Annotated in this window: 23 protein-coding genes; 9 read left to right on the top strand and 14 right to left on the bottom strand. The window is 68.6% G+C overall.

All coding sequences use genetic code 11. From position 1 onward, the window contains the following. Positions 1 to 162 precede the first annotated feature (162 nt). Positions 163 to 330, bottom strand: coding sequence for a DUF2933 domain-containing protein (locus WS69_RS34840; protein ID WP_231747155.1), 168 nt, complete (start codon positions 328 to 330; stop codon positions 163 to 165). A 634-nt stretch (positions 331 to 964) separates the two neighbouring features. Here WS69_RS34840 and WS69_RS17410 point away from each other — a divergent pair. From WS69_RS17410 to WS69_RS17395, 4 genes are all read left to right on the top strand, one after another. Beyond that, a complete protein-coding gene (locus WS69_RS17410; RefSeq protein WP_059471944.1) occupies positions 965 to 1627 on the top strand; it encodes a LemA family protein in 663 nt (220 codons plus the stop codon). Next, positions 1624 to 2475 (top strand): TPM domain-containing protein, encoded by an 852-nt coding sequence (locus WS69_RS17405; RefSeq protein ID WP_059471943.1) that lies wholly within the window; start codon positions 1624 to 1626, stop codon positions 2473 to 2475. Before WS69_RS17410 ends, WS69_RS17405 begins: the two co-directional genes overlap by 4 nt. After that, positions 2475 to 2972, top strand: a complete 498-nt coding sequence (locus WS69_RS17400; protein WP_059471942.1) for a TPM domain-containing protein — start codon at positions 2475 to 2477, stop codon at positions 2970 to 2972. The genes WS69_RS17405 and WS69_RS17400 overlap by 1 nt, the downstream gene beginning before the upstream one ends. Positions 2973 to 3250: 278 nt before the next feature. Beyond that, positions 3251 to 3634 carry an avidin/streptavidin family protein gene (locus tag WS69_RS17395; RefSeq protein ID WP_059471941.1) on the top strand — a complete coding sequence of 128 codons (384 nt, stop codon included), beginning with the start codon at positions 3251 to 3253 and terminating at the stop codon, positions 3632 to 3634. Positions 3635 to 3711: 77 nt separating this feature from the next. Here the strand turns inward: WS69_RS17395 and glmS are convergent, their stop codons facing one another. The 6 genes from glmS to WS69_RS17360 all read right to left on the bottom strand — a co-directional run bounded on the left by glmS (position 3712) and on the right by WS69_RS17360 (position 10708). Then, entirely contained in the window at positions 3712 to 5547 is a 1836-nt protein-coding gene (glmS, locus tag WS69_RS17390; RefSeq protein WP_059471940.1) for a glutamine--fructose-6-phosphate transaminase (isomerizing), read from the bottom strand. Between the two features lie 62 nt (positions 5548 to 5609). Beyond that, positions 5610 to 6971: a bifunctional UDP-N-acetylglucosamine diphosphorylase/glucosamine-1-phosphate N-acetyltransferase GlmU gene (gene glmU, locus WS69_RS17385; RefSeq protein ID WP_059471939.1), complete on the bottom strand. Its 1362-nt coding sequence runs from the start codon at positions 6969 to 6971 to the stop codon at positions 5610 to 5612. Positions 6972 to 7357: 386 nt separating this feature from the next. Beyond that, positions 7358 to 7537 carry a hypothetical protein gene (locus WS69_RS35505; RefSeq protein ID WP_331457982.1) on the bottom strand — a complete coding sequence of 60 codons (180 nt, stop codon included), beginning with the start codon at positions 7535 to 7537 and terminating at the stop codon, positions 7358 to 7360. An 872-nt stretch (positions 7538 to 8409) separates the two neighbouring features. Beyond that, positions 8410 to 9405 (bottom strand): tRNA 2-thiocytidine(32) synthetase TtcA, encoded by a 996-nt coding sequence (ttcA, locus tag WS69_RS17370; RefSeq protein ID WP_059471937.1) that lies wholly within the window; start codon positions 9403 to 9405, stop codon positions 8410 to 8412. Further along, complete coding sequence (locus WS69_RS17365; protein ID WP_059471936.1) at positions 9402 to 9806, bottom strand: dihydroneopterin aldolase; 405 nt, start codon at positions 9804 to 9806, stop codon at positions 9402 to 9404. The genes ttcA and WS69_RS17365 overlap by 4 nt, the downstream gene beginning before the upstream one ends. 89 nt (positions 9807 to 9895) lie before the next feature. Next, on the bottom strand, positions 9896 to 10708 hold the full coding sequence (locus tag WS69_RS17360; protein ID WP_231747154.1) for an SDR family oxidoreductase: 813 nt from the start codon (positions 10706 to 10708) through the stop codon (positions 9896 to 9898). A gap of 253 nt (positions 10709 to 10961) precedes the next feature. On the opposite strand from WS69_RS17360, the gene WS69_RS17355 reads away from it, so the two are divergent. Next, on the top strand, positions 10962 to 12152 hold the full coding sequence (locus WS69_RS17355) for a class I SAM-dependent methyltransferase (protein WP_059471934.1): 1191 nt from the start codon (positions 10962 to 10964) through the stop codon (positions 12150 to 12152). 18 nt (positions 12153 to 12170) lie between these two features. Continuing rightward, positions 12171 to 12365: a DUF2905 domain-containing protein gene (locus WS69_RS17350; protein ID WP_059471933.1), complete on the top strand. Its 195-nt coding sequence runs from the start codon at positions 12171 to 12173 to the stop codon at positions 12363 to 12365. Between the two features lie 206 nt (positions 12366 to 12571). Here WS69_RS17350 and WS69_RS17345 read toward each other — a convergent pair whose 3' ends face one another. From WS69_RS17345 to WS69_RS17320, 6 genes are all read right to left on the bottom strand, one after another. Then, positions 12572 to 12796, bottom strand: a complete 225-nt coding sequence (locus WS69_RS17345; protein ID WP_010101153.1) for a hypothetical protein — start codon at positions 12794 to 12796, stop codon at positions 12572 to 12574. Between the two features lie 365 nt (positions 12797 to 13161). Continuing rightward, the gene (locus WS69_RS17340) at positions 13162 to 14070 is read right to left on the bottom strand and encodes a carbohydrate kinase family protein (protein ID WP_059471932.1); all 909 of its coding nucleotides are present in this window, start codon (positions 14068 to 14070) and stop codon (positions 13162 to 13164) included. Next, positions 14067 to 15467, bottom strand: a complete 1401-nt coding sequence (locus tag WS69_RS17335) for an AGE family epimerase/isomerase (RefSeq protein WP_059471931.1) — start codon at positions 15465 to 15467, stop codon at positions 14067 to 14069. The genes WS69_RS17340 and WS69_RS17335 overlap by 4 nt, the downstream gene beginning before the upstream one ends. Beyond that, positions 15464 to 16483 carry a LacI family DNA-binding transcriptional regulator gene (locus WS69_RS17330; RefSeq protein ID WP_059471930.1) on the bottom strand — a complete coding sequence of 340 codons (1020 nt, stop codon included), beginning with the start codon at positions 16481 to 16483 and terminating at the stop codon, positions 15464 to 15466. The genes WS69_RS17335 and WS69_RS17330 overlap by 4 nt, the downstream gene beginning before the upstream one ends. Positions 16484 to 16656: 173 nt before the next feature. After that, positions 16657 to 18216 carry a methyl-accepting chemotaxis protein gene (locus tag WS69_RS17325; RefSeq protein WP_059471929.1) on the bottom strand — a complete coding sequence of 520 codons (1560 nt, stop codon included), beginning with the start codon at positions 18214 to 18216 and terminating at the stop codon, positions 16657 to 16659. A 578-nt stretch (positions 18217 to 18794) separates the two neighbouring features. Then, positions 18795 to 19841: a bile acid:sodium symporter family protein gene (locus WS69_RS17320; protein ID WP_059471928.1), complete on the bottom strand. Its 1047-nt coding sequence runs from the start codon at positions 19839 to 19841 to the stop codon at positions 18795 to 18797. Positions 19842 to 20224: 383 nt separating this feature from the next. Between WS69_RS17320 and WS69_RS34185 the strand changes: the two genes are divergently transcribed. The 3 genes from WS69_RS34185 to WS69_RS17305 all read left to right on the top strand — a co-directional run bounded on the left by WS69_RS34185 (position 20225) and on the right by WS69_RS17305 (position 23317). Then, positions 20225 to 20710 carry a hypothetical protein gene (locus WS69_RS34185; protein ID WP_059471927.1) on the top strand — a complete coding sequence of 162 codons (486 nt, stop codon included), beginning with the start codon at positions 20225 to 20227 and terminating at the stop codon, positions 20708 to 20710. A 408-nt stretch (positions 20711 to 21118) separates the two neighbouring features. Continuing rightward, positions 21119 to 22195, top strand: a complete 1077-nt coding sequence (locus WS69_RS17310; RefSeq protein ID WP_059471926.1) for a porin — start codon at positions 21119 to 21121, stop codon at positions 22193 to 22195. A 159-nt stretch (positions 22196 to 22354) separates the two neighbouring features. Next, the gene (locus WS69_RS17305) at positions 22355 to 23317 is read left to right on the top strand and encodes a LysR family transcriptional regulator (RefSeq protein WP_059471925.1); all 963 of its coding nucleotides are present in this window, start codon (positions 22355 to 22357) and stop codon (positions 23315 to 23317) included. Positions 23318 to 23666: 349 nt separating this feature from the next. On the opposite strand, the gene WS69_RS17300 is transcribed toward WS69_RS17305, so the two are convergent. After that, the gene (locus WS69_RS17300; protein ID WP_059471924.1) at positions 23667 to 24626 is read right to left on the bottom strand and encodes an NAD(P)H-dependent flavin oxidoreductase; all 960 of its coding nucleotides are present in this window, start codon (positions 24624 to 24626) and stop codon (positions 23667 to 23669) included. Positions 24627 to 24722 lie beyond the last annotated feature (96 nt).

Genomic DNA, 24722 nt, shown 5'->3' with positions numbered 1-24722 from the left:
GCGTCGGTGAGTGTCGGTTTCTCCCGCGTCGGCGAGCTCCGGCGAGACGCGCTGCGTCATCGCGGCGCCGCGCCGTGTGGCGGCTTCGAATCGTCTTTCGATGTTGCGCTTCTCCAGCCGGCTTCGTGAGCGCGGGAGACGGAAGCTCGCGGGCCGGTGTCGCTAGCGGTGCCGCTCATGGCCGTCTTCGGAATTGAGACGCGCATCGTTCCCGGATGCGCGCCGGTGTCGATGTCCGCGACGCATGACGAGATGGGCGAGCGGACATGCGAGCAACAACAGATACGGCAGGAAGCCAAGAACATGGTAACGGCGGCGAGGCAGCAGCACGAACGCAGCGACCGCGCCGACCGCGATGCTCGATCGCGCGGCCGGGCGTGATCATCGTCCTGCTCCGCGCGGCGTGTCGTCGTCAGGCGGCACGCGCCTCGCGAGCGGCCAGCCGACACCTATTGCCGTCGATGCGCGGGCTGCCCGGTTGTATCCGCCGATGCTCGCGCACGGCAAGCAATTCCGAATCGCATCGTGATGCGACGCGGCGACCGTTGCAATCGCGAATCGATCGAACGCTTTCATTCCGGGAGCCTGAGCATCGTTCGAAGGCGGGTAATCATTCCACTGTAGTGCCGGTTGCAAGGTGCGAATTGATATACCTCAATCGAGCCCCGTTGCTTGCCGGCCGCCGCGCGGTTCGAACGGGCATCGTGCAACGATTCGAAATAGCGGCAGCGCGCGCGGTGCTAGTTGCCCGCTCGCGCTTGTCGACTGTTGACGCAAATCAAGTTGATCCGGAACCGCATACGTAGCATCGATTCGACGCCTACGCGGCGATCCGATACCGGCGATCCGATACCGGCGATCCGATACCGGCGATCCGATACCGGCGATCCGATACCGGCCGTCCGATACCGGCCGTCCGCGATCGGTGCGACGCCTTCCCGGTGAACAGCAACGGAGGTAGCAGATGCGACATCACTCATCGATCCCGCGCGCCGCGGTGGCGTGGACACGTCTGGTCCGGGCCGCGATGCTGGCCGTGCTCGCATTCGCGTTGTCCGGCTGCGGCTACAACGCGATCCAGGTGCAGGACGAGCAGGTGAAGGCGAGCTGGTCGGAAGTGCTGAATCAGTATCAGCGCCGCGCGGACCTCGTGCCGAATCTCGTCAACACGGTGAAGGGCTACGCGAATCAAGAGCGCGACGTGCTCACGCGCGTCACCGAGGCGCGCGCGCAGGTCGGCTCGATTCGCGCGACGCCCGAATTGCTGTCCGATCCGCAGGCATTCGCGAAATTCGAGGCCGCGCAAGGGCAACTGACGTCGTCGCTGTCGCGGCTCCTCGCCGTGTCGGAGAACTATCCGCAACTGAAGTCCGATGCGAACTTCCGCGATTTGCAAGCGCAGCTCGAAGGCACCGAAAACCGCATCACGGTCGCGCGCAACCGCTACATCCGCTCGGTGCAGGCCTACAACACGACGATCCGCTCGTTCCCGAGCAACCTGACCGCGATGGCGTTCGGCTACCGGGAAAAGCCGAACTTCTCGGTCGCGAACGAGGCGGAGATCTCGAAGCCGCCACGCGTCGATTTCGGATCTGCGCCCGCGCCGGCCGCCGGAGCCTCGAATTGAAGTGCTTTCGTGCGGCGTGCCTCGCCATCCTCGCGTTCGCGTCGCTCGGCGGCGGCGTCTGCCGCGCAGAGCAGCCGGTGCCGCCGCTCGCCGCGCGCGTGACGGACGAGACGGGCACGCTGACGGACGCCCAGCGCGCGACGCTCGAACAGTCGCTGAAGGACTTCGAAACGCACAAGGGCAGCCAGATCGCCGTCCTGATCGTGCCGACGACGCAGCCCGAGACGATCGAGCAGTATTCGATTCACGTCGTCGAGCAGTGGAAGCTCGGCCGCGCGAACGTCGACGACGGCGCGCTCCTCATCGTCGCGAAGAACGATCGCGCGCTGCGCATCGAAGTCGGCTACGGCCTCGAGGGCGTGCTGACCGACGCGACGAGCCATCGCATCATCGACGAGGTCATCGCGCCGAGCTTTCGGCGCGGCGACTTTTACGGCGGGATCTCGGCGGGCGTCGGCAGCATGATGCGCGTGATCGAAGGCGAGCCGCTGCCGCCGCCGCGCGTGCGGCACGGCGAAGACGGCGGGCTCGGCCGCTTGCTGCCGGTGCTGTTCGTGATGACGATCGTCGCGGGCGGCGTGCTGCGCGCGGTGTTTGGCCGGCTCGCGGGCTCGGTCGTCACGGGCGGGGCGGTCGGTTTCGTCGCATGGCTGTTGTCCGGCGCGCTGCTCGTCGCGGTCGCGGCGTCCGTGATCGCGCTCTTCTTCACGCTGTTCGGCGGCGGGATGGGCGCGCGCGTCGGTGGCCCGTTCATCGGCGGCCGCGGCGGCGGCTGGGGCGGCGGACAGGACGGTTTCCGCGGCGGCGGCGGCGGGTTCGGCGGCGGCGGCGCGTCCGGGAGGTGGTGATGGATATCGGACGCATCGCGAGACATCTGCTAATGACGCGCTGGCGCGTCGGCGCCGCGTTTCCGAAGCGCACGCTCGGCAAGATCGAGCAGGCGGTCAGGGCGAGCCACGGGAAGCACGTTGGTCAATTGCGCTTCGCGGTCGAGGGCGCGCTGCACGCATCGACGCTCTTCAAGGGGGTGACCGCACGCGAGCGGGCGATCGACGTGTTCTCCGAACTGCGCGTCTGGGACACCGAGCACAACAACGGCGTGCTCATCTATCTGTTGTTCGCCGATCACGACGTCGAGATCGTCGCCGATCGCGGCATACATGCGCGCGTCGACAGCGACGACTGGGAAGAGATTTGCCGCGCGATGGAAGCCGAGTTCCGGCGCGGCCGCTTCGAGGCGGGCTCGATCCATGGAATCGAGCGCGTGACCGCGCTGCTCGCGCGGCACTATCCGTCACGCCGGGCGCCGGGCGACGAGCTGTCGAGCGCGCCGGTCGTGTTGTAGGCAACGCGCTTTGCGCGCGGTCCTTCGAGATCGGGCGGCTTGCCGTTTCGCGCTCGCATCGAATCGGACGAGTCGAGCCCGTTGCATCGCGCGCGTCGCGAAACCTGCTCGCGTATCGGTCATGGCGCGACGAAATTCCGCCTCATCGCCGGGCGCGATGCACTACTGTTTCTTTATGTCCGTGCCCCATGCGATCCGATAGAAAGCGAGAGCCTTGGCGCGACCTGCGCCCCGCCGGCGGCCGGCTGCCGTCGACTCGTAAATTAAGGAGGCGAAAGATGCAGCGATTGGAACATGCGCTCAAGCGCGTCAAGGTCGGCACCGGCACGCCGATCGATTTCTCCGGCACGTGGAAGAACGAGCTCGGCTCGACGATGCAGATCGAGCAATCGGGCGACAGCGTGACGGGCACGTACAGGAGCGCGGTCAGCGAAAAGGGCGGCTCGACGAGCGGCGATCTGATCGGCTACGTCGACGGCGACTTGATTGCGTTCGTCGTTCACTGGGATCAGTTTCAGGCGATCACAGCGTGGGTCGGACAGTGCGAGCCCGGCACGTCGAACGACAGGATCAACACGCTGTGGCAGATGACGCAACAGGTGGAGGCGGGCGAGGAGTGGGCGTCGATCAACGCGGGGGCCGATACGTTCGTTCGGGTTTGATGAGGGCGTGAAGCTCGGGGTTTGGTGCGAACGATCCGCGGCGTTGCGCAGCGGATCGCTCGCCCGGCGGCGCGCGATTATTCCACCGTCACCGATTTCGCGAGATTGCGCGGCTTGTCGACGTCGGTGCCGCGCGCGCAAGCGGTGTGATACGCGAGCAGTTGCAGCGGCACGACGTGCAGGATCGGCGACAGCGGCCCGTAATGCTCGGGCATCCGGATCACGTGCAGCCCTTCGTCGTTGACGATGTGCGTGTCGGCGTCGGCGAACACGTACAGCTCGCCGCCGCGCGCGCGCACTTCCTGCATGTTCGATTTCAGCTTTTCGAGCAGCGTGTCGTTCGGCGCGACCGTCACGACCGGCATCGCTTCCGTCACGAGCGCGAGCGGCCCGTGCTTCAGCTCGCCCGCGGGATACGCTTCCGCGTGGATGTACGAGATTTCCTTCAGCTTCAGCGCGCCTTCGAGCGAGATCGGATAGTGCAGCCCGCGGCCGAGGAACAGCGCATTCTCCTTGCGCGCGAACTCGTCGGACCACGCAATGATCTGCGGCTCGAGCGCGAGCACGCTGTTCAGCGCGGCGGGCAGGTGGCGCAGCTGCTTGAAGTAGTCGGCTTCGCGCGCCGCGTCGACGTGGCCGCGCAGCTTGCCGAGCGTCGCCGCGAGCACGAACAGCGCGACGAGCTGCGTCGTGAACGCCTTCGTCGACGCGACGCCGATCTCGGTGCCCGCGTGCGTGAGGAATTGCAGCTCGGTCTGGCGGACCATCGCGCTCGTCGCGACGTTGCAGATCGCGAGCGTGTGCGCGTGGCCGAGCGCCTGCGCGTGCTTGAGCGCGGCGAGCGTGTCGGCCGTCTCGCCCGATTGCGAGATCACGACGACGAGCGAGCGCGGGTTCGGCACCGATTCGCGATAGCGGTACTCGCTTGCGATCTCGACTTGCGTCGGGATCTTCGCGATCGATTCGAGCCAGTACTTCGCGGCCAGACCCGAGTAGTAGCTCGTGCCGCAGGCGAGGATCAGCAGGCTGTCGATGTCGGCGAACACGCCGGCCGCCTTGTCGCCGAACAGCGACGGATCGAACGCGTCGGCGGCTTGCGGAATCGTGTCGGCGATCGCGCGCGGCTGCTCGAAGATCTCCTTCTGCATGAAGTGCCGGTACGGGCCGAGCTCGACCGCGCCGCCGTATGCGTTGACCACGCGCACTTCGCGCTCGGCGCGCGCGCCGCTGCGATCGACGATCCGCACGCCGTCGAGCGTCAGCTCGCAGACGTCGCCTTCCTCGAGGAACGTGAAGTGATCGGTGCTGCCGGCGAGCGCGAGCGCGTCGGACGCGAGGAAGTTCTCGCCCTGGCCGAAGCCCACGACGAGGGGCGACCCCTGGCGCGCGCCGACGACGGTGTGCGGCTCGTCCTTGTGGATCACCGCGATCGCGTACGCGCCGTGGAGCTGCTTGACGGCTTCCTGGACGGCGGCGAACAGGTTGCCGCGATAGAGGCTGTGGACCAGGTGCGCGACGACTTCGGTGTCGGTCTGCGACACGAACGCGTAGCCCTTGCCGCGCAGCGTCTCGCGCAGCGTCTCGAAGTTCTCGATGATGCCGTTGTGCACGAGCGCGAGCGCGTTCGACGAGAAGATCGGGTGCGCGTTGTGCGTGACGGGCGCGCCGTGCGTCGCCCAGCGCGTGTGCGCGATGCCCGTCGCGCCATCGAGATGCGACTCGCGCACCTGCGCATCGAGATCGGCGACGCGCGCGACGCTGCGCGCGCGCTTCGGCGCACCCGGCGTAGGGGCGTTGGCGTTGAGCACCGCGACGCCGCACGAGTCGTAGCCGCGATACTCGAGACGGCGCAGTCCTTCGATCAGCACCGGAACGATGTTACGTTGCGCAACTGCGCCGACAATTCCGCACATGAAAATCTATCCTCGAAATTCGACAATGATGCGGGCGCATCCGTGCGCGCCCGAAAAACGGTTCAGCTCTTCTTCTTGACGGGGCGCACGTAGCCGCTCTTCGCGGTCTGCGTCTTGTCGTTCAGCACGAGCATGCCTTCGGCGACGTCCTTCCAGACCGTCGTGCCCGCCGCGATCGTCACGCCGCGGCCGACGCGCACCGGCGCGACGAGCTGCGTGTCCGAGCCGACGAATACGTCGTCCTCGATGATCGTGCGGAACTTGTTTGCGCCGTCGTAGTTGCAGGTGATCGTGCCCGCGCCGATGTTCACGCGCGCGCCGATGTCGGCGTCGCCGAGATAGGTCAGATGATTCGCCTTCGAGCCGTGGCCGAGCGTCGCGTTCTTCATCTCGACGAAGTTGCCGACGTGCGCTTCGTCGGCGAGCACCGCGCCCGGCCGCAGCCGCGCATACGGGCCGACGACGGTGTGCGCGCCGAGCGTCGCGCCGTCGAGATGCGAGAACGCGTCGATGCGCGCGCCCGAGGCGATCGTCGCGTTGCGGATCACGCAGTTCGCGCCGATCGTCACGTTGTCGGCGAGCGTCACGTCGCCTTCGAACACGCAGTTCACGTCGATCGACACGTCGCGGCCGCACGTGAGCGTGCCGCGCACGTCGATGCGTGCCGGATCGGCGAGCGTCACGCCGCCGGCGAGCAGCGCGTCCGCGAGATTGCGCTGGTGAATGCGTTCGAGCTCGGCGAGCTGCGCCTTGCTGTTGACGCCAAGCGTTTCCCATTCGTCGTCCGGCTGCGTCGTGACGATCTCGAAGCCCGCTTCGATCGCCCGCTCGACGACGTCGGTCAGGTAATACTCGCCCTGCGCGTTGTCGTTGCCGAGCGCGCCGAGCCACATCGACAACTGCGCGGTCGGCGTGACGACGATGCCCGTGTTGATCTCGGCGATCTTCAGTTCGTCGGCCGTCGCGTCCTTCTGTTCGACGATGCGCGTCACGCAGCCCGCCTGATCGCGCACGATGCGCCCGTAGCCGGTCGGATCGTCGAGCATGACGGTCAGCACGCCGTAGCGCGCGTCGGTCGCAGCGTCGACGAGGCGCTTGAGCGTCGCCGTGCGCGTGAGCGGCACGTCGCCGTACAGCACGAGCGTCGGCTGCGACGGTTCGAGGAGCGGCAGCGCCTGGCGCACCGCGTGCCCGGTGCCGAGCTGCTGCTCCTGCACCGCGAACTGCACGTCGGGCGCGGCGACGGCCGCCTGCACCTGCTCGGCGCCATGGCCGACCACGACGACGAGCCGGGACGGCGCGAGCGCGCGGGCGGTATCGATCACGTGGGAGAGAAGGGGCCTGCCGGCCAGAGGATGAAGCACTTTCGGCAGCGCCGAACGCATGCGCTTGCCAGTGCCTGCCGCCAAAATCACGATATTCATGGCGCCAGTTTCGTAGGGAGAGTTCGAAGCTGGCCATTCTAGCATGCAGGGCCCCGCCGGCGCGGGGGGCGCGGCGGGCCGGGAGGGGCGCGTAGGCCGCCGGCGGCCGGGGCGGCGGACGGGCAGCCCGGCTTGCGCGGATGTCGGGTCGGAGCGGGGCTGTGGGCAGGCGATCGCGCTGGAAATCGGGGCGCCGCGCTGCCGGAGTGGGCGGGCAATGAGCGCCGGGCGACGCGCATCGAGGCGCGGCAGGCGTCGCGCACGCCGCATGGATTGGGGCGGCGGCCGGCTTGCCGCGCAAGCGCGTGTCGTGCGGATCAGGCCGAGGCTGGCCGCGTGCGCTGCGTGCGTGCTCGCTCGGCGAGATCGTGCCGCGCTATGCGTCGTTAGTCGGCATTGGTCATTGGTAATACGAGATTCGCGTCGCGTGCGAGCTGCCGGCGGCCGTCGGCCTCCTTGCGCGGGATCGTCAGCGTGCGTCCGCTGCATCGCGCGGGCGGCGCGCCGTTCGGGCCGCACACCATCCGATCGAGACGGTTGTGCAGATACGCCCCGTCGCCGAGCACGCAAAGCGCCTCGATGTCACCATCGATGCCGGGTTCGACGCCCTCCGCCGCCCTCCGTCGCGTCGGCCGACGCCCCACATGCGCACTTGCCGAACGGCTCCTGGCACGGGATCAGGAGGAGCGCGTCGTCCGCCATCAGGCTCGGCGTCGTTGCGACGTCGCCGGTTCGGCTCGCAGCGAGCCAAGTGTCGATCCGCTCGCGAATTGCACGCTTGTCATCGCTCGTCTCGTTCGCTCCTTCGGCGTGGCGCGTTCGATTCCATTGCGCGCGCCGCACGTCACGCACGTCGCTTCGCCGCACACGATTCGCGGCGCGCAGCGGAATCGGATTTTTTTTGCACGGACCGCATTCGCCCGATGTTTTACAGTCCTGAGCGAATGATGTTCGGATGTCTGAATAAAAGAGAGTTTCCCCTCGAATCGTTTTCATCGTCAGCGGCGTGTCACAGACGAAACGCGAGACTCCGGCTCGCATCACGCGGCGGCAGCTCGGCGACATGGATCGATCGCGCCGCACGCGGCTTCTCAGGGGAAGGGCAGTGAGTCATGATCAAAACAATTCGTCGGCGCGTTTCCACGCGCGCCGGCGTATTGTCAGCGCGGCCGCCGCAGCGCTCGCAAGCACGGTCGGCCTCGCGAGCGGCGGCGACAGCGTCGGCGGTTCGGGCGGCGCGCAAGCCTGCGCGCCGCCGTTCGATTCCATGCTCGGGCGAGCGCGCCGAAAAAGCGCGAGGACGATGCCGCCGGTCTTGGCGGCCCGATGTCGCACCGCGCACGAGCGACGGTGCATCGTCATGATGCATGCACGGTGCCCGACGAACAGCCGCATCGCGTGCGCGGAAAGCCGCTCGCCGTGCGTCGGGCGCCGCGTTTTACAGATCGTCGAACTGCACGATCGACACGGATTTCGCACCGTCCGGCGCGCCCGCGTCGGTGCCGCACGGCTCTTCGTCGAACGCGATGTCGCCGTCGGGATCGGCGCGGCCCGTTGCGCGCAAGTCCGCGAACGGGAACAGCTTCGCGTCCATCAGGTGCGACGGCACGACGTTCGCGAGCGCGTTGAACATGTTCTCGACGCGGCCCGGGAAGCGCTTGTCCCACTCGCGGATCAGCGCCTTCATCTCCGCGCGCTTCAGGTTCGGCTGGCTGCCGCACAGGTTGCACGGGATGATCGGGAATTCGCGCAGCTCCGCGTACTTCTCGAGATCGGTTTCCTTCACGTACGCGAGCGGGCGGATCACGACGTTCTTGCCGTCGTCCGACTGCAGCTTCGGCGGCATCCCCTTCAGCTTGCCGCCGTAGAAGAGATTGAGGAGCAGCGTCTGAAGGATGTCGTCGCGATGGTGGCCGAGCGCGATCTTCGTCGCGCCGAGCTCGCCCGCGACGCGGTACAGAATGCCGCGGCGCAGCCGCGAGCACAGCGAGCAGGTGGTCTTGCCTTCCGGCACGAGGCGCTTGACGATGCTGTACGTGTCCTGGTTCTCGATATGGAACGGCACGCCGACAGTCGCCAGATACTCGGGCAGCACGTGCTCCGGAAAGCCCGGCTGTTTCTGATCGAGGTTCACGGCGACGATGTCGAAATCGATCGGCGCGCGCTCGCGCAGGCGCAGCAGGACGTCGAGCAGCGCGTAGCTGTCCTTGCCGCCCGACAGGCAGACCATCACCTTGTCGCCGTGCTCGATCATGTTGTAGTCGCCGATCGCCTGGCCGACCTGGCGCGCGAGCCGCTTGAACAGCTTGTTGTTTTCGTACGCTTCCTTCTGCTCGCGGCGCGTGAGCGCGCGGCGGCCGATCTCGGCGGCGTTCGCCTCGACGGCGGTGGCCGCGTCGGCTTCGTTCAGATGCGGGGTGTGGGGCGCATTCATGCTCGCTCCTCGTCCTTGATGCGAAATACTTCGACGCCGACGGCGTCGCAATCGGAATAGGCGTCCGGCTTTTCGGTGGAGACGCGCACCGCGCGCACCGCGTCGTGCGCGAGCAGGTTCGCCGCGATCGCGTCGCAGAGCGTTTCCTGCAGATGGATATGGCCGCGCGCGACGCACTGCGCGACGCTTTGCTTCATCAGATCATAGTCGACGACTTCGCGCAGCTTGTCCTCGACGGGCGTCGTCAGCGCGAGCGGCACGAACAGGTCGACGTTGATGACGACGCGCTGTTCGCCGCGCTTCTCGTGCTCGAAGGCGCCGATGTTCATGTACACCTCGTAGTCGCGCAGGTAGAGCCTGCGGCAATCGGCGAGCCTGGGGTGCAGGAGGACGGCAAACATGGTCGTTCCAGTCAAAGGGTAATGCATGCAAAGGGGCGCGGCCCGGCGCGGCGTCGATACGTCCGTACGTCCGCGCGCGGCCGCGCCCGTCAGTTCTCCTCGTCTGCGGGCGGCGCGAGATGCTCGCCGCCGTCGACGGTCAGCGTCGCGCCGGCGACGCCCGGCGCGTCCGCGAGATAGCAGGCGGCATCGGCGATGTCGTCCGCGCGCGGCGCGCGCCCCCGCACGAGGCCGACGACCCGCACCTTCGGCGCGAGCGCGAGCGCCTGCGCGGTCGTCGCGCGATGCAGCGCGGCTTGCGCGAGCGAGTGCGACAAGCGCTCGGGCGCCGGATGAAACAGCGTTTCATCCAGCAGGTGAATCACGACCGCGCGCGCGCGCTCGTCGTCGCGCGCGGCGTCGGGCGTCGCGTCGGCGAGCGTGCGGGCGAGCACGAGCGGCGCGGCGACGCTGCGCGCCATCGCGCCCGCGAGCGACGCGTAGCCGACGTCGTGCGCGTTGTCCGCGACGGGTGCGGCTTGCGCGACGACACACGTCGGCCGGCCGAGCGCCGCACCGCAGGCGGCGACGAGCCGCGCGACGTCGTCCTCGACCGACAGGTCGGCGACGAGCACTGCCGCGCGGCGGCCGAGCGCCTCGACTTCGGCGGCGAGCGCGGCGGCTGCGCGGGCTTCGTCACCCGCGGCGGCCGCGAGCGCGACGTCCCAGCCGCGCCGCGCGAAGCCGATCGCGAGCGCGCGGCCGACGGCCGCGGTGTCGAGCGCGGGCGGCTTGGCGGCGGGCGAACGGCCCGCGCCGGTCGTGCCGGTCGTGCCGGACGCGCCGGTCGCGCCGGTCGCGCCGGTCGCGGCGGCGGTGCCGGACGCGCCGCTCGAGCCGGACGCGGCAGGCGCCCCGGGCATGCTGCCGGAACGTGCGGCGTCCGACGCGACGTTCGCTCGCTCGGCGCGCGCTCGCAGGGCGTTCGCCGGCGCTGTGTCCGCCCGTGCGGCGCCGGATCGCGCGTCGTCTGCCCGGGAAGCGGCATCCGCCGCACGCAAGGCGTCCGTCCGCAAGGCATCGGTTTGCACGGCGCCCGTGATCAGCACGACCCGTGCGGCGCTTGCCGCGGATGTGTCGCAGGTGTCGGCTAAGACGGTCATTTACAATGCCGGGATGAATCCGAAAGCTCACGAACCCGCTAGTTTACCCGTTCCCGGCCCCGACGCGCTCGCGCAGTCCGAATCGCTCGCCGCTTCGCTGCGCGCCGAAATCGCCGCGGCGGGCGGCTGGATCCCGTTTTCGCGCTATATGGAACGCGCGCTGTATGCACCGGGCGCGGGCTACTACAGCGGCGGTGCGCAGAAATTCGGCCGGCGCGCCGAAGACGGCAGCGATTTCGTGACCGCGCCGGAGCTGTCGCCGCTCTTCGCGCAGACGCTCGCGCGTCCCGTTGCGCAGGCGCTCGAAGCGAGCGGCACGCGGCGCGTGATGGAATTTGGCGCGGGCACGGGCCGGCTCGCGGCGGGGCTCCTGGACGCGCTCGCCGCGCTCGGCGTCGAGCTCGACGAATACGCGATCGTCGATTTGTCCGGCGAGCTGCGCGCGCGCCAGCGCGAGACGCTCGAAGCGGAAGCACCCGGACTCGCCGCGCGCGTGCGCTGGCTCGATGCGTTGCCCGAGCGTTTCGAAGGCGTCGTCGTCGGCAACGAAGTGCTCGACGCGATGCCGGTGCAGCTCGTCGTCAAATATGCGGACGGCTGGCGCGAGCGCGGCGTCGCGATCGACGACGCGGGCGCGTTCGCGTTCGCCGACCGGCCGCGCGCGCGCGCCGAAGACGCGGCGCGGCTGGTGGAGATCGACGCCGACGAGGGCTACGTGACCGAGACGCACGACGCGGCGGCGGCCTTCGTTCGCACGGTCTGCACGATGCTCGCGCGCGGCGCGGCGTTCTTCATCGACTACGGCTTTCCGAGCCACGAGTACTACCACCGGCAGCGCGCGCAGGGCACGCTGATGTGTCACTACCGGCACCGCGCGCACGGCGACCCTTTCCTTTATCCGGGGTTGCAGGACATCACCTCGCACGTCGAGTTCAGCGCGATCTACGAAGCGGGCGTCGGCGCGGGCGCGGATCTGCTCGGCTACACGTCGCAGGCGCGCTTCCTGCTGAACGCGGGCATCACCGACGTGCTCGCCGAGATCGACCCGTCCGACGTCCAGCACTTCCTGCCCGCCGCGAACGCAGTGCAGAAGCTGATTTCCGAAGCGGAGATGGGCGAGCTCTTCAAGGTGATCGCGTTCTCGCGCGGCATCGACGGCACGCTCGACGCGTTTGCGCGCGGCGACCGCTCGCACACGCTGTAGCCGACGGGAGGCGACGCGATGCTGCGCTGGCTGCTCACCACGTTCATCGCCGTGATGGTGCTGACGCGCGCGTGGCCGTGGCTGTCGAAGCTCGGGGTCGGGCGCTTGCCGGGCGACGTGACGCTGCGGTTCGGCTCGCGCGTCTATCCGTTTCCGTTCATGTCGACGCTCGTGATCATGGGCGTCGTGTCGGTGATCGCGCGGCTCTGGTGACGCCGACGTGCGGCGAGTCGCGGTGGCCGTGCTCGATGCGGCATGCCGCGTCTCGCCCGGCGCCGGCGAATGCGCGACGGTGCGGCCGCGAGCCGCTGCGTTCGGTGCAGGCTGGCTATCTCCGAACCACGGAGACTCACGCCGACGGCTCGTCTAGGCCGTTATCGGCGCGATCGGGCCGGATGGCGGCGCCGACCGCGACCGTCTCACAGCTCAAGCTCGCCGAGAATCCGGTGCGCGAGCGCCTTCGCTTCGTCGAACGCTTCCGCTTCGTTCGCGCTCGTCGCGTCGACCTCGTAGACCGTGTTGTCTGGCGTGCCGCCTTCGTCCCGGGACAGGATCACGTACCCCTGAAAGCGTCCGTCATCCGTCTTGCGGGTGTGCGCCTTGGCTGTATAAAGGCCCTTCGTGTAGGTGTTGCCGCCGTCCATGTTGCCTCTCCCGAGAAAGGACGCCTCATCGTAACATCCCGACGCCGCGCTTTCAGCGGCGGCAAAAGGGCACGGCTGGTTCAGGCGCGGCCGGTCAGGTACTGGGCGGATTCGACTGGGCCGGTCAGGCACACGGCCGGCTGGGCGCGGCAAGCCAACGCATGTCAGGCCATGGCCCGGTCGGTCGGAGAGGGCGGGGCCGCCCGGCTCGGGCATGGCCGGTCGAGGCACGGCCGGTCACGTGCACGTACGACCGGCCCGCGCGCGGCAGGCCGAGGCACCCGGCCTGCGGCTCGCCGTTCGCGGCGCGGCCGGCCCGTCCGCGCGCGACTGCTCACGCGCGACCGGCCGGCAAGAACGTCACGTCACGACGCGACGAGCGCGACGACCTCGTCGAGCGTTGGCGCGTGCGCGCCCGTGTGGCGGCACGCCGCCGCGCCCGCCGCGAGCGCGAACGACAGATGCTCGCGCCAGCCGCGCGCCGGCACCGCCATCAGGCTGAACAGCAGGCCGCCGATGGTCGCGTCGCCCGCGCCGACCGTGTCCGCGACCTCGATGCGAGGCGGCTGCGCGTCGAGCGTCTCGCCGTTCGCATAGAGCGTCGCCATGCCCGGCCCGCGCGTGACGAGGAGCGCCGCATGCGGATTGAACGCGCGCAGCCGCGCGATCGCACTCGCTTCGTCGACGCCCGCGAACAGATGGCGCAAGTCTTCGTCGGACACCTTGATCAGGTCGGCGAGCTCGGCCATCTTCGCGAGCGTCGGCCGGTAGCCGTCCGTCATCAGATTGCGGTAGTTCGGATCGAAGCTGATCTTCACGCCCGCTTCGCGCAGTTCGGCGGCGAGCGCGACGAGCGTCGCGGCAAGCGGCTCGCGCACGAGACTGATGCAGCCGAAATGCGCCCACTTGACGTGCTCGCGCCAGCCGTCGGGCAGCCGCTTCGGCTCGAATGCGAGATCGGCGCTGTTTTCGCCGATGAAGAAATACGCGGGCGGCTGCGTCTCGTGGACGATCGCGAGGAGCGGCGCGCGCTCGACCCGCTGCAGGAAGCGCAGATCGAGGCCGGCCGCCTCGCTCTCGCGCCACAGCTCGTCGGAGAAGCAGTCGCGGCCCACCGCGCCCGCGCATGCGCTCGGCGCGCCGAGCCGCGCGACGGCGCGCGCAACGTTCCAGCCGGCGCCGCCCGGGCGCGACGTCCAGTGCGCGCCGCCCGTGCGGACCATGTCGGTGAGGATGTCGCCCGCCGACACGAATTGCGGAAACCCTGCGCTCATCGAGCTCCTCCGCTGTGGCGGCGCGCGGCGCCGTTGCCTTTGTCCTCGCCGTTGCCGCGGTTGCTGCCGCGTCGGTTGCCGCGCTTCGCGGGCGCGGCTTCGCCGTTGCCGCCGCGTGCGCCGCGGCCGCCGTCGTCGCGCTTCTCGGCGAGCGCGTGCAGCGCCTCGTAGCACGCGCCCATCGTGTGATAGTCGGTCTTGCCGGCCGGGCTCTTCTCGTCGCTGTACTTGCGGTTGTCGCAGGTGAGGATCCGGTACCACGCGCCGAAGCGATGATCGACGAAGTGCGTCCAGCTATAGCGCCAGATCTCGTCGTACCAGTCCCAGAAGCGCTCGCTGCCGGTGCGCTGCGCGAGGAGCGCGGCGGCCGCGAAGCTCTCCGCCTGCACCCAGAAGTACTTGTCGTGGTCGCACACCTTGTAGTCGGGGCCGAAGCCGTAGCAGAGGCCGCCGTGGTCGCTGTCCCACGCGTGCGCGAACGCCGCGTCGAACAGCTCGATCGCGCGCGGCAGCAGCCAGTCGAGCGGACGGTGGCGTTCCAGGATCAGCAAGAGCTTCGCCCATTCGGTCTGATGGCCGGGCTGGAAGCCCCATGGGCGGAAGATGTTCGAGCTGTCTTCCCTGTTGTATTCCCAATCGACCGACCAGTCCGCATGGAAGTGCTCCCACACGAGCCCCTGCGACAGCGCGGCCTGCCGCTGCACGATGTTCGTCGCGACCTTCTCCGCGCGGTCGAGGTAGGTCAGGTGGCCCGTCGCCTCGTACGCGGCGAGGAGCGCTTCCGTCGCGTGCATGTTCGCGTTCTGGCCCCGGTAGCTCGACACGGTCCAGTTCGCCGTCGCGTCGTCCGCGTAGAGGCCCGCCGCCCGATCCCAGAAACGATGCTCCATCAGCTCGAACGTGTGCGCGATGAGCGGCTTCGCCTCTTCGACGCCCGCCATCGCCGCGTGCGCGGCCGCGAGCAGCACGAACGCGAGCCCGTAGCAGTGGCGCGTGCCGTCGCGCGTCGCGCGCTTTTCGCCGTCGCGCCACTCGATCTCCCAGTCGTAGCCTTCGAGTTCGGCGTTCCAGTGCGCGTCGCGCAGGAAGCGCAGCCCGTGGCGCACGCGGTCGAGATTGCGCGGATCGCCGAAGTGGCGATACGCCATCGCGTAGTTGAAGACGAAGCGGCAACTGCTGACGAGATGGCGCGTCGTGCGGTCGTAGATGCTGCCGTCGTCGCGGAAGAAGTGGTAGAAGCCGCCCGTCGGATCGAACACGTTCGGCGCGTAGAAGCGCAGCGTTTCCTCGACGTGCGAAAGCAGGAACTGCGGGTCGCGGAAGCTCGCGACGTACGGCGCGGAGGCGTGCGGCGCGTCGGGCGCCGGACGGGGAGCGGGCGTGGCTGAGGTCGTCATGATCCGAGTACCGAGGTGAGGGCGCGCGGCGCGCGGGCGGCGCCTGCGCTGCTGGCCCGCGCGATCAGCTGCACCGGGAGGCTGAGTTCGGCCTGCGCGGGCAAATCGGCGAGCAGCAGCTCGACGCCTTGTCGGCCGAGCGCTTCCTTGTCGATCGCGAGCGTCGTGAGGGGCGGCGCCGCGTGCGCGGCGGCCGGAATGTCGTCGAAGCCGACGAACGCGATGTCGTCCGGCACGCGCATGCCGCGCTCGACGCACACGCGCATCGCGGCGAGCGCGGCCGCGTCGTTGTACGCGAACACGGCGTCGGGCAGCGGGCCGCCTGCGTCGAGCAGTTGCCGCATCGCGTTCGCCGCGCCGGCATCGGGGCCGAGGCTCGTGTCGATCGACAGCTCGAGCGACGGATCGAACAGCATGCCCGCGTCGAAGAACGCGCGGCGATAGCCGAGCGCGCGCTGCGCGATGCTGTAGTGCGCGAGCGAGCCGCCGATGAACGCGACGCGCCGGCGGCCCGATGCGAACAGATGATGCATCGCGAGCGCCGCGCCGCCCGCGTTGTCGACGTTGATCGAGCGCAGCCCGGGCGCGCGGATGTCGATGAGGACGAGCGGCCTGCCCGTCGCGGCGAGCGCTTCGAGCGTTTCCGGCTCCATGAAGCCCGCGACCGCGATCGCGTCGGGCGCGTGCGGGCGCATCTGACGGATCACGTCGTCGGTCGGGCCCGTCGTCAGCAGCGACGGCACGATTCCCCGTTCGCGGCACGCGTCCTCGACGCCGTGCAGCACGTGCGAGAAGAACGGCGTCGTCGCGAAGTTGTTGTGCTGGCGATGCAGCAGGAACGTGAGCCGCTTGATCCGCGGGCGTAGCTGCGTCGGATCGTAGTTCAGGCGGTGCGCGATCTCGACGATGCGAGCGCGGGTCGCTTCGGACAGGCCTGGCTGATGCTTGAGCGCGCGCGACACGGTGCCGATCGACACGTTGGCCGCCTGTGCGACGTCGCGAATGGTGGTGCCCATCGGGTTGAGCCGGGATGTTTAGGGTGTTCGCGATTGTATAGTAAAAATCGCCGCGCAACGCCCCAGGATTGCACCGATCCGACTCATAAGTGCTTATATATGAATGGTTAATCGGATCATAATTGTTTACTAAAAATACTAAACAAGTTGCTTTGCGTGCGTTTTCGCGACGCTCACGCCGCGACCCGGAAGATGGCGGCCGCCTCGCGCAGCGCGGCGGCCTCGTCGGCGAGCGCGCCCGCGGCGCTCGCGGCCTTCTGCACGAGCAGCGCGTTGTGCTGGGTCATCTCGTCCATTTGCGCGACCGCGTGATTCACTTGGTCGATGCCGGAGCGCTGCTCGTCGGACGCGTGCGAGATTTCGTCGACGAGCGTCGCGACCTGCCGCACCGATGCGAGCATGCCGACGATCGTGCTGCCTGCCGCCTTCACCGTGTCCGTGCCGAGCTCGACTTCGCCCGTCACGCCGGCGATCAGCGCCGAGATCTCCTTCGCCGCCTGCGCGCTGCGATGCGCGAGGCCGCGCACCTCCTGCGCGACGACCGCGAAGCCGCGGCCCGCCTGGCCGGCGCGCGCCGCCTCGACGGCCGCGTTCAGCGCGAGCAGGTTGGTCTGGAAAGCGATCCCCTCGATCGTCGACGAGATGCTGCGGATCTGCTGCGAGCGCACCGACAGCGCCTCCATCCGCGCGATCGCGTCGCGCGCGGCGGCGTCGCCCTGCTCGGCCTGCGTCGACGCCGCGAGCGCGAGCGAGCTCGCCTGCCGTGCGTGATCGGCGTTCGTGCGCACCGTCGCGGCGAGCTGTTCCATGCTGCTCGCCGTCTGCTGCAGGCCGGCCGCGTGTTCGTCGGTGCGGCGCGACAGGTCGTGGTTGCCGTGCGCGATGTCGGTCGTCGCGTGCGCGATCGCGTCGGCCGCGCGCTGCAGCGTGCCGATCGTTCCGGCAAGCCGCGCGCGCATCGCGTGCATTGCGTGCAGCACGCTGCCGGATGCGGCTGCGCCGGCATGCACGTCGAGCGCGAGATTGCCGGACGCGATTTCGTTCGCGACGGTCGCCGCGTAGTCCGGCTCGCCGCCGAGCTGCCGCGCGAGCGCGCGCGCCATCGCCGCGCACAGCATCGCGACGGCGGCGACGCCCGCGACCACGCAGCCCGCGACCGCCCACTGCACGAGCCGCGCGTCGCCGCGTGCGCGGTCGTACGCGTGCTGCGCCGCTTCGAGCTGCCACTGGCGCAACTGCGCGGTTTCGCCTTTGACGCGCTGCGCAATGGGGTCGAGCGTCTGCGTGACGACCCATTGCGCTTCGGACAGGTTGTTCACCTTCAGCAGATCGACGGCGGGCCTGATGCCCGTGTCGCGCAGCATCGCCCAGTCGGCGGTGAGACGCTCGGCCTGCGCGCGTTCGGTGTCGGCGCGCGGCGTCGTGCGATAGTCGGCGAGCAGGCGATCGATCGCGGCAATGTCGCGCGCCGATGCGGCCGCGACCGATTCGGTTTTCGCGGCGGACGGATCGAGCACCGCGTCGCCGACCGCGTAGCGCGTTTGCGTGACGAGTTCGTCGATCGACGAGATTCGCTGCAGCGTCTTCGCGCGATCTTCGAAGACGTGCGCGAGCGCATCGCCGACGCGTGCGACGCCAGTGAGGCCGATGCCGCCGACAGCGGCCAGCACGAGGACGACGACCGCGACGAGGGCGCGCAGCCGGGTTTTGACGGTGAGGCGGGTGGTGTTCATCAGGGGCGATTCCGGAAGCGGAGCGTCGCGCTCGTGACGCGTCGAGCCGTGACGAGAAGCCGGCTTAACGGCGTCGGGGAACCGAGATTGAATGAATTTTTTGTGAAGCGACGCCCTGTTTTGGCGCGTCGGGTTTGTGAAGCGCGTTGCGCGGAGTTCGGGCTGACGCAGGGGAAAGCGGCGGGACTGAGCGGAGCTTGACGGGATCAGCGAGCCGGGCTGGACTGCGGGCGCGAAGCGCCCGAAGGATCGAAGGATCGAAGGATCGAAGGATCGAAGGATCGAAGGATCGAAGGATCGAAGGCGCGGACGGGGGAGCGTCGGGCGAGTCGCGAGCGTCCGGATGAACGAATGGCGGGAGGATGAAAAAAGGCGAAAGAACGACGAGGAGAGAAATGGGGAAACGGAAAGGCGGAAAGGCGGAAAGGCGGAAAGGCGGAAAGGCGGAAAGGCGGAAAGGCGGAAAGGCGGAAAGGCGGAAAGGCGGAAAGGCGGGGGAGGCTGCGAAGGCTGCGAAGCCAAACAAGCGCGGCGCCGCGGCCGAAGCAACTCGCTTCGCCGCGCGCGCCCCGTCGCGCTCAGCGCTTCGCCGCCCCGGCGCTCGCGCCCGGGCCGATCGACCCGCCGCCGTGCGCGCCCGTCTCCCGCTCGCGGCTCGTGTCGCGAGCGCCCCAGCGCTGCGCGAGCGCCGCGCAGGTCATCAACTGGATCTGATGGAACAGCATCAGCGGCAGCACGACCGCGCCGACCGCGTGCGCGGCGAAGATCACCTTCGCCATCGGCACGCCGGCCGCGAGGCTCTTCTTCGATCCGCAGAAGATGATCGTGATCTGGTCCGCGCGATTGAAGCCGAGCCGCTTGCTGACGAGCGCTGTGACCGCGAGCGCGATCGCGAGCAGCACGACGTTGACGACGATGAGGCCCGCGAGCGCGATCGGCGGAATCTGGTGCCAGAGCCCTTCGTTCACTGCTTCGCTGAACGCGACGTAGACGACGAGCAGGATCGAGCCTTGATCGACGAAGCGCAGCACGCCGCGGTTGCGCTCGATCCAGCGGCCGATCACGGGGCGCAGCAGCTGGCCGGCGATGAACGGCACGAGCAGTTGCATCACGATCGCGCCGATCGTGCTCCACGGCGACGCCGTCGCGCCCGTGCCCTGTGACGTGATCATCAGGCCGACGAGCGCGGGCGTGACGAAGATGCCGAGCAGGCTCGATGCGGACGCCGAGCAGACGGCGGCGGGCACGTTGCCTTTCGCGATCGACGTGAACGCGATCGACGACTGGACGGTCGACGGCAGTGTGCAGAGGAACAGCACGCCGGCGTAGAGCGCGGGCGTGACGAGCGGCGTGAGGACGGGCTTGAGCGCGAGCCCGAGAAGCGGGAAGAGCGCGAACGTGCTGAGCAGCACGACGGCGTGCAGCCGCCAGTGCGTCGCGCCCGCGATGATCGCCTCGCGCGACAGCTTCGCGCCGTGCAGGAAGAAGAGGAGGCCGACCGCGATGTTGGTCGCCCAGTTGAATACATGCGCGGCCTCGCCGCGGCACGGCAGGAAGCTCGCGAGCACGACGGTGCCGACGAGCGCGAGCGTGAAGTTGTCGGGAATGAAGCGGGAGCGCGCCATTTCGGATCTCGGGCGAATGCGGTGAAAGCGCCGGCGGCCTGCGGGCGGACAGCGCAGCGATTGTCGGCTTGATATTGTCGCGGCCGGCGATTGAATAGGCAAATTCATTCGAAGAATCGATTAATGATTCGAATGCATGTCGATGCACGTTGCCGGCGCGTCGCTACCTTACGGCGGAAACGTCAAAAACGGGCGGCGCGCGACGGGTGCAAAACGGCGCGGAATTCCCGAAAAGCCGTGCAGTAACACGGTGTTACACCGATGCTTTTGGTCTAACACTTTTGCGCTCGACACGATTTCGCCCCGCCCATAAATTACCGCTGAAAGCCTTTCGCGCGCGATTCGGGTGCGCGCGGGGCAGAAAAGCAAGCGGTAGACCAATCATGACGACGGAACGGGCAATACGGAAGATCGGGCAATGGGCGGCGAGCGTGATGTGCGCGCTCGCGGCAACGCTCGTCTTCGCGCAGCCGCCGCATGGCGGCGGGCCCGGCTTCGGCGGCGGTCGCGGCGGCGCACCGTACGCGGCGGGCGGCGCGGGCGGCTGGCGCGGCGCGCCCGGCTCCATGCACGCGGCGCCGCAAGGCCGCGAAGCGCGGATCGGCGTGAACGGCTACCGCCAGCGCTGGGGGCTGCGTCCGACGCCGTCGTACGGCCGCTACGCGGCGCAAAACCCGTACCGGCCGATCAGTGCCGAAGCGCGCCAGGCCCCGCACGGGCCCGGCTCGGGCAACGTGCCGATGCGCACCGGCTCGATCCGCGCCGACGTCGCGCGCTATAACGAGGAACGCGGCGGCCGCCCGGCGCCTCCGCCGCGCCAGGACGAAGCGCCGCATTTGCCGTTCTTCGCGCCGTTCTACCGCAACTGAGCCTCGATTCGGCCGGGGTGTGCGCCGCCGGCTGACGCAAATTCGCGACACTCGCGCGAAATCCTCCCGCGCATTTCCTTGGTTACGCTATCTTTCGCGCCTCGTTGCGAGGACGACGCGCGCAAGCCGGCGTTTTCGCCGCGTTCGAATTGCCGCTGGCCATCGTTGCCGGCGCTCGATCGTCGCGCGCAGGAGCGCCGTTCGTCAGTTTGAAACCGGCGCGCCCGTCGCCGACGCCCGACAAATCGCCGGGAAGTTAACGCTGACGCTATATCCGCAATAAGTCCCTCCTTTTTTGACCGGAAAAATGGCTCGGGAAGATGGCGACGCCCCCGAACGGCGTCGTGTCTTCCGGACGTCGCCCGCCCGTTCGCCTCGCTTCCGTTAGACGACAATCTGGAGATCACAATGAAGTCATCCGTCAGCCGCGCGCTGAAAACCACTTTCGCGTGCGCCGCCGTCGCGGCGCTGGCCGCGGGCGCGTCGGGCGTTCGCGCGCAGTCGAGCGTTCAACTCTACGGGCAGGTCGACGAATGGATCGGTGCGCAGAAATTCCCGGGCGGGCAACGCGCATGGGGCGTGCAGGGCGGCGGGATGTCGACGTCGTACTGGGGCCTGCGCGGCTCCGAGGATCTCGGCGGCGGCTATCAGGCGATCTTCACGCTCGAGGATTTCTTCCGCGCGCAGAACGGGCGCTACGGCCGCTTCGACGGCGACACGTTCTTCGGCCGCAACGCGTACGTCGGACTCGCGACGCCGTACGGCACGGTGCGCGCGGGTCGCCTGACGACGGAACTCTTCATCTCGACGATCCTCTTCAATCCGTTCATCGATTCGTACGTGTTCTCGCCGATGGTCTATCACGTGTTCCTCGGCCTCGGCACGTTCCCGACGTACGCGACCGATCAGGGCGCCGTCGGCGATTCGGGCTGGAACAACGCGATAGACTACACGAGCCCGACCTTCGGCGGCCTCAACGCGGCCGCGATGTACGCGTTCGGCAACACGGCGGGCGACAACCGCTCGAAGAAATGGAGCGGCCAGGTGAACTATTCGAACGGCCCGTTCGCCGCGACGGCCGTCTATCAGTACGTGAACTTCAACGGCGGCCCGGGCGATCTCGGCGCGCTCGTGTCCGGCATGAAGAGCCAGGGTGTCGCGCAGGTCGGTCTGTCGTACGACTTCAAGGTCGCGAAGGTCTACGCGCAATACATGTACACGAAGAACGAGCAAAACACCGGCAGCTGGCACGTAAACACCGCGCAAGGCGGCGTGTCGGTGCCGCTCGGGCCAGGCAGCGCGCTCGCATCGTATGCGTATTCGCGCGACTCGGGCGGACTCGACCAGACGCATCGCACGTGGGCGCTCGGCTACGACTATCCGCTGTCGAAGCGCACCGACGTGTATGCCGCATACATGAACGATCGCTACTCGGGCATGTCGAGCGGCGACACGTTCGGCGCGGGAATTCGTGCGAAGTTCTAACGATTCGGAACCCGGGCGCGCGTCGCTCGGGCAATGCACGAAAAAGTGAGCGGCGTCACACTAAATGGCGCCGTTTTGCCTTTTTTGACGTTTTCAATTCTCCAGCTTTGTTACAGTTGCTTGCGATTGCATAATTCCCCTCGATTGTGAGCATTCTGGATGGATACCCTCGTCAGCATGAATGTGTTTCGCTACGTCGTCGAAGTCGGCAGCTTCGTCGGCGCGGCTGAGCGCATGGAGATGTCGGCGGCGATGGCGAGCAAGCACGTGATGCATCTCGAGCACCAGCTCGGCGCACGTCTCTTGCATCGCACGACGCGCCGCGTCGCGCCGACGGAGGCGGGGCGCGAATACTACGAGCGGCTCGTGCAGGCGCTCACCGAACTCGACGAGGCCGGGCAGGCAGTGGGCGCCGCGAGCGTCGTGCCGCAAGGGCGGCTGCGCGTGACGTCGCTGTCCGCGTTCGGGCTGCGGCACGTGATGGACGCGGTGACGTCGTACGCGGAGCGCTACCCGGACGTGACGGTCGAGATCACGCTGTCCGATCGCGTCGTCGAACTGATCGACGAAGGCTACGACGTCGCGGTGCGCGCGGCGCCCGCCGGCATGAAGTCGTCGTCGCTCGTCGCGCGGCAGATCGCGACCGCGCACATCCTGCTCGTCGCGTCGCCCGAGTATCTCGCGAAGCACGGCACGCCGACGACGATCGCCGATCTCCAGCAGCACAACATCATTCGCCGCGAGCCGAACGAGACGCTGCTCGACGCGACGATCGCCGATGTCGCGGCCGCGTCGCGCATGCCGCTGTCGGGCAACGTGATCGTCAATCATCTCGAGGGACTGCGCGTCGCCGTGCTGGGCGGCTCGGGCGTCGCGCTCCTCGGCACCGAAGTGGTCGGCGAGGACATCGAGTCCGGCCGCCTCGTGCCGCTGTTGCTCGACGCGCTGCCGCCGCGCGAGCTGCCGATCTATGCGGTGTATGCGAGCCGTCGCCACGTGTCGGCGAAGGTGCGCTCGTTCGTCGATTTCCTCGCGGACCGCTTCGCCGGCCAGTCGCTGTGCCCGTCGATCGACGAGCGGCTGCGGCAGCTCACGATGCCGCGGATGAAGCGGCTCGGGTAACGCGAGCGTGGTACGAGCGCCGCGCATCGACAAAAAACGCGGACCGGCGGGGCCGCGCTCAGACTGAAGACGAACCCTCGCGTGGCGAGGGTTTTGTTGTTTACCGCTTGTTGATTCGCGTTCGACGCCGGGGCGATTCGATTCGATTTGATTTAATGCTTCGATGCGGCGCATCGCCCGTCGCCTGTGCTTCGCATGCGCATCATGCATGCCTCGCGCCTGCGGCGCCGCGTGAATCGCGCGCCGCCCGACACGCACGCCGCCCGACACGCACGCCGCCCGACACGCACGCCGCCCGACACGCACGCCGCCCGACACGCACGGCGACGACCGAGCACGGCGGCGACGATTACGCGCGAATCCCGAGCCGCGTCTTCGCGTCGTCGTATTCGCGCTTGAGCCGCGCGACGAGCTCCGCGACGGACGGAACGTCGTCCATCAGCCCGACGCCCTGTCCCGCGCCCCAGATGTCCTTCCATGCCTTCGCCTTGTCGCTGCCGAAGTTCATCTTCGACTTGTCGGCGACGGGCAGCGCGTCCGGATCGAGGCCCGCGTTCACGATGCTCTCGCGGATGTAGTTGCCGTGCACACCGGTGAAGAGATTGGTGTAGATGATGTCGGCCGACTTCGCGTCGAGGATCGCGTGCTTGTAGCCGTCGACCGCGTGCGCTTCCTGCGTCGCGATGAAGCGCGTGCCCATGTAGGCGAGATCGGCGCCCATCGCCTGCGCGGCGAGGATCGAGCCGCCGTTCGCGATCGAGCCGGACAGCACGATCGGGCCGTCGAAGATCTTGCGGACTTCGCCGACGAGCGCGAACGGCGACGTCGTGCCCGCGTGGCCGCCCGCGCCCGCCGCGACGAGGATCAGGCCGTCCACGCCCGCTTCGAGCGCCTTCTGCGCATGCCGCAGGTTGATCACGTCGTGCAGCACGATGCCGCCATAGCTGTGCACGGCGTCGACGATCTCGCGCGCGGGCGCGCGCAGGCTCGTGATGAAGATCGGCACCTTGTGCTCGACGCACACGCGGATGTCGTGCTCGAGCCGCACGTTCGACTGATGGACGATCTGGTTTACGGCGATCGGCCCGATCACGGCGTCCGGGGTCGCGGCCCGGTGCTCGGCGAGCTGCGCCTGGATCTGCGTGAGCCATTCGTCGAGCAATTCGGCCGGGCGCGCGTTGAGCGCCGGGAACGAGCCGACGATGCCCGCCTTGCATTGCGCGAGCACGAGTTCCGGATAGCTGACGATGAACATCGGCGACGCGATGACGGGCAGCGCGAGGTTTTGCAGGATGGCGGGCAGGGCCATGCGGTGTCTCCTGAATCGTCGCCGCGCGTGCGGCAAATGCGTGAAGTTCGTCGTCGCGTTGCGTCGTCCTCGCCGGGGCCGTCGCGCGCGGTCGAT

Origin of the sequence: Burkholderia sp. BDU5 (assembly GCF_001522845.1) — a bacterium.
Lineage (GTDB): Bacteria > Pseudomonadota > Gammaproteobacteria > Burkholderiales > Burkholderiaceae > Burkholderia > Burkholderia mayonis.
The sequence above is the reverse complement of the archived record's forward strand: the minus strand, read 5'-3'. Positions and strand labels throughout refer to the sequence as shown.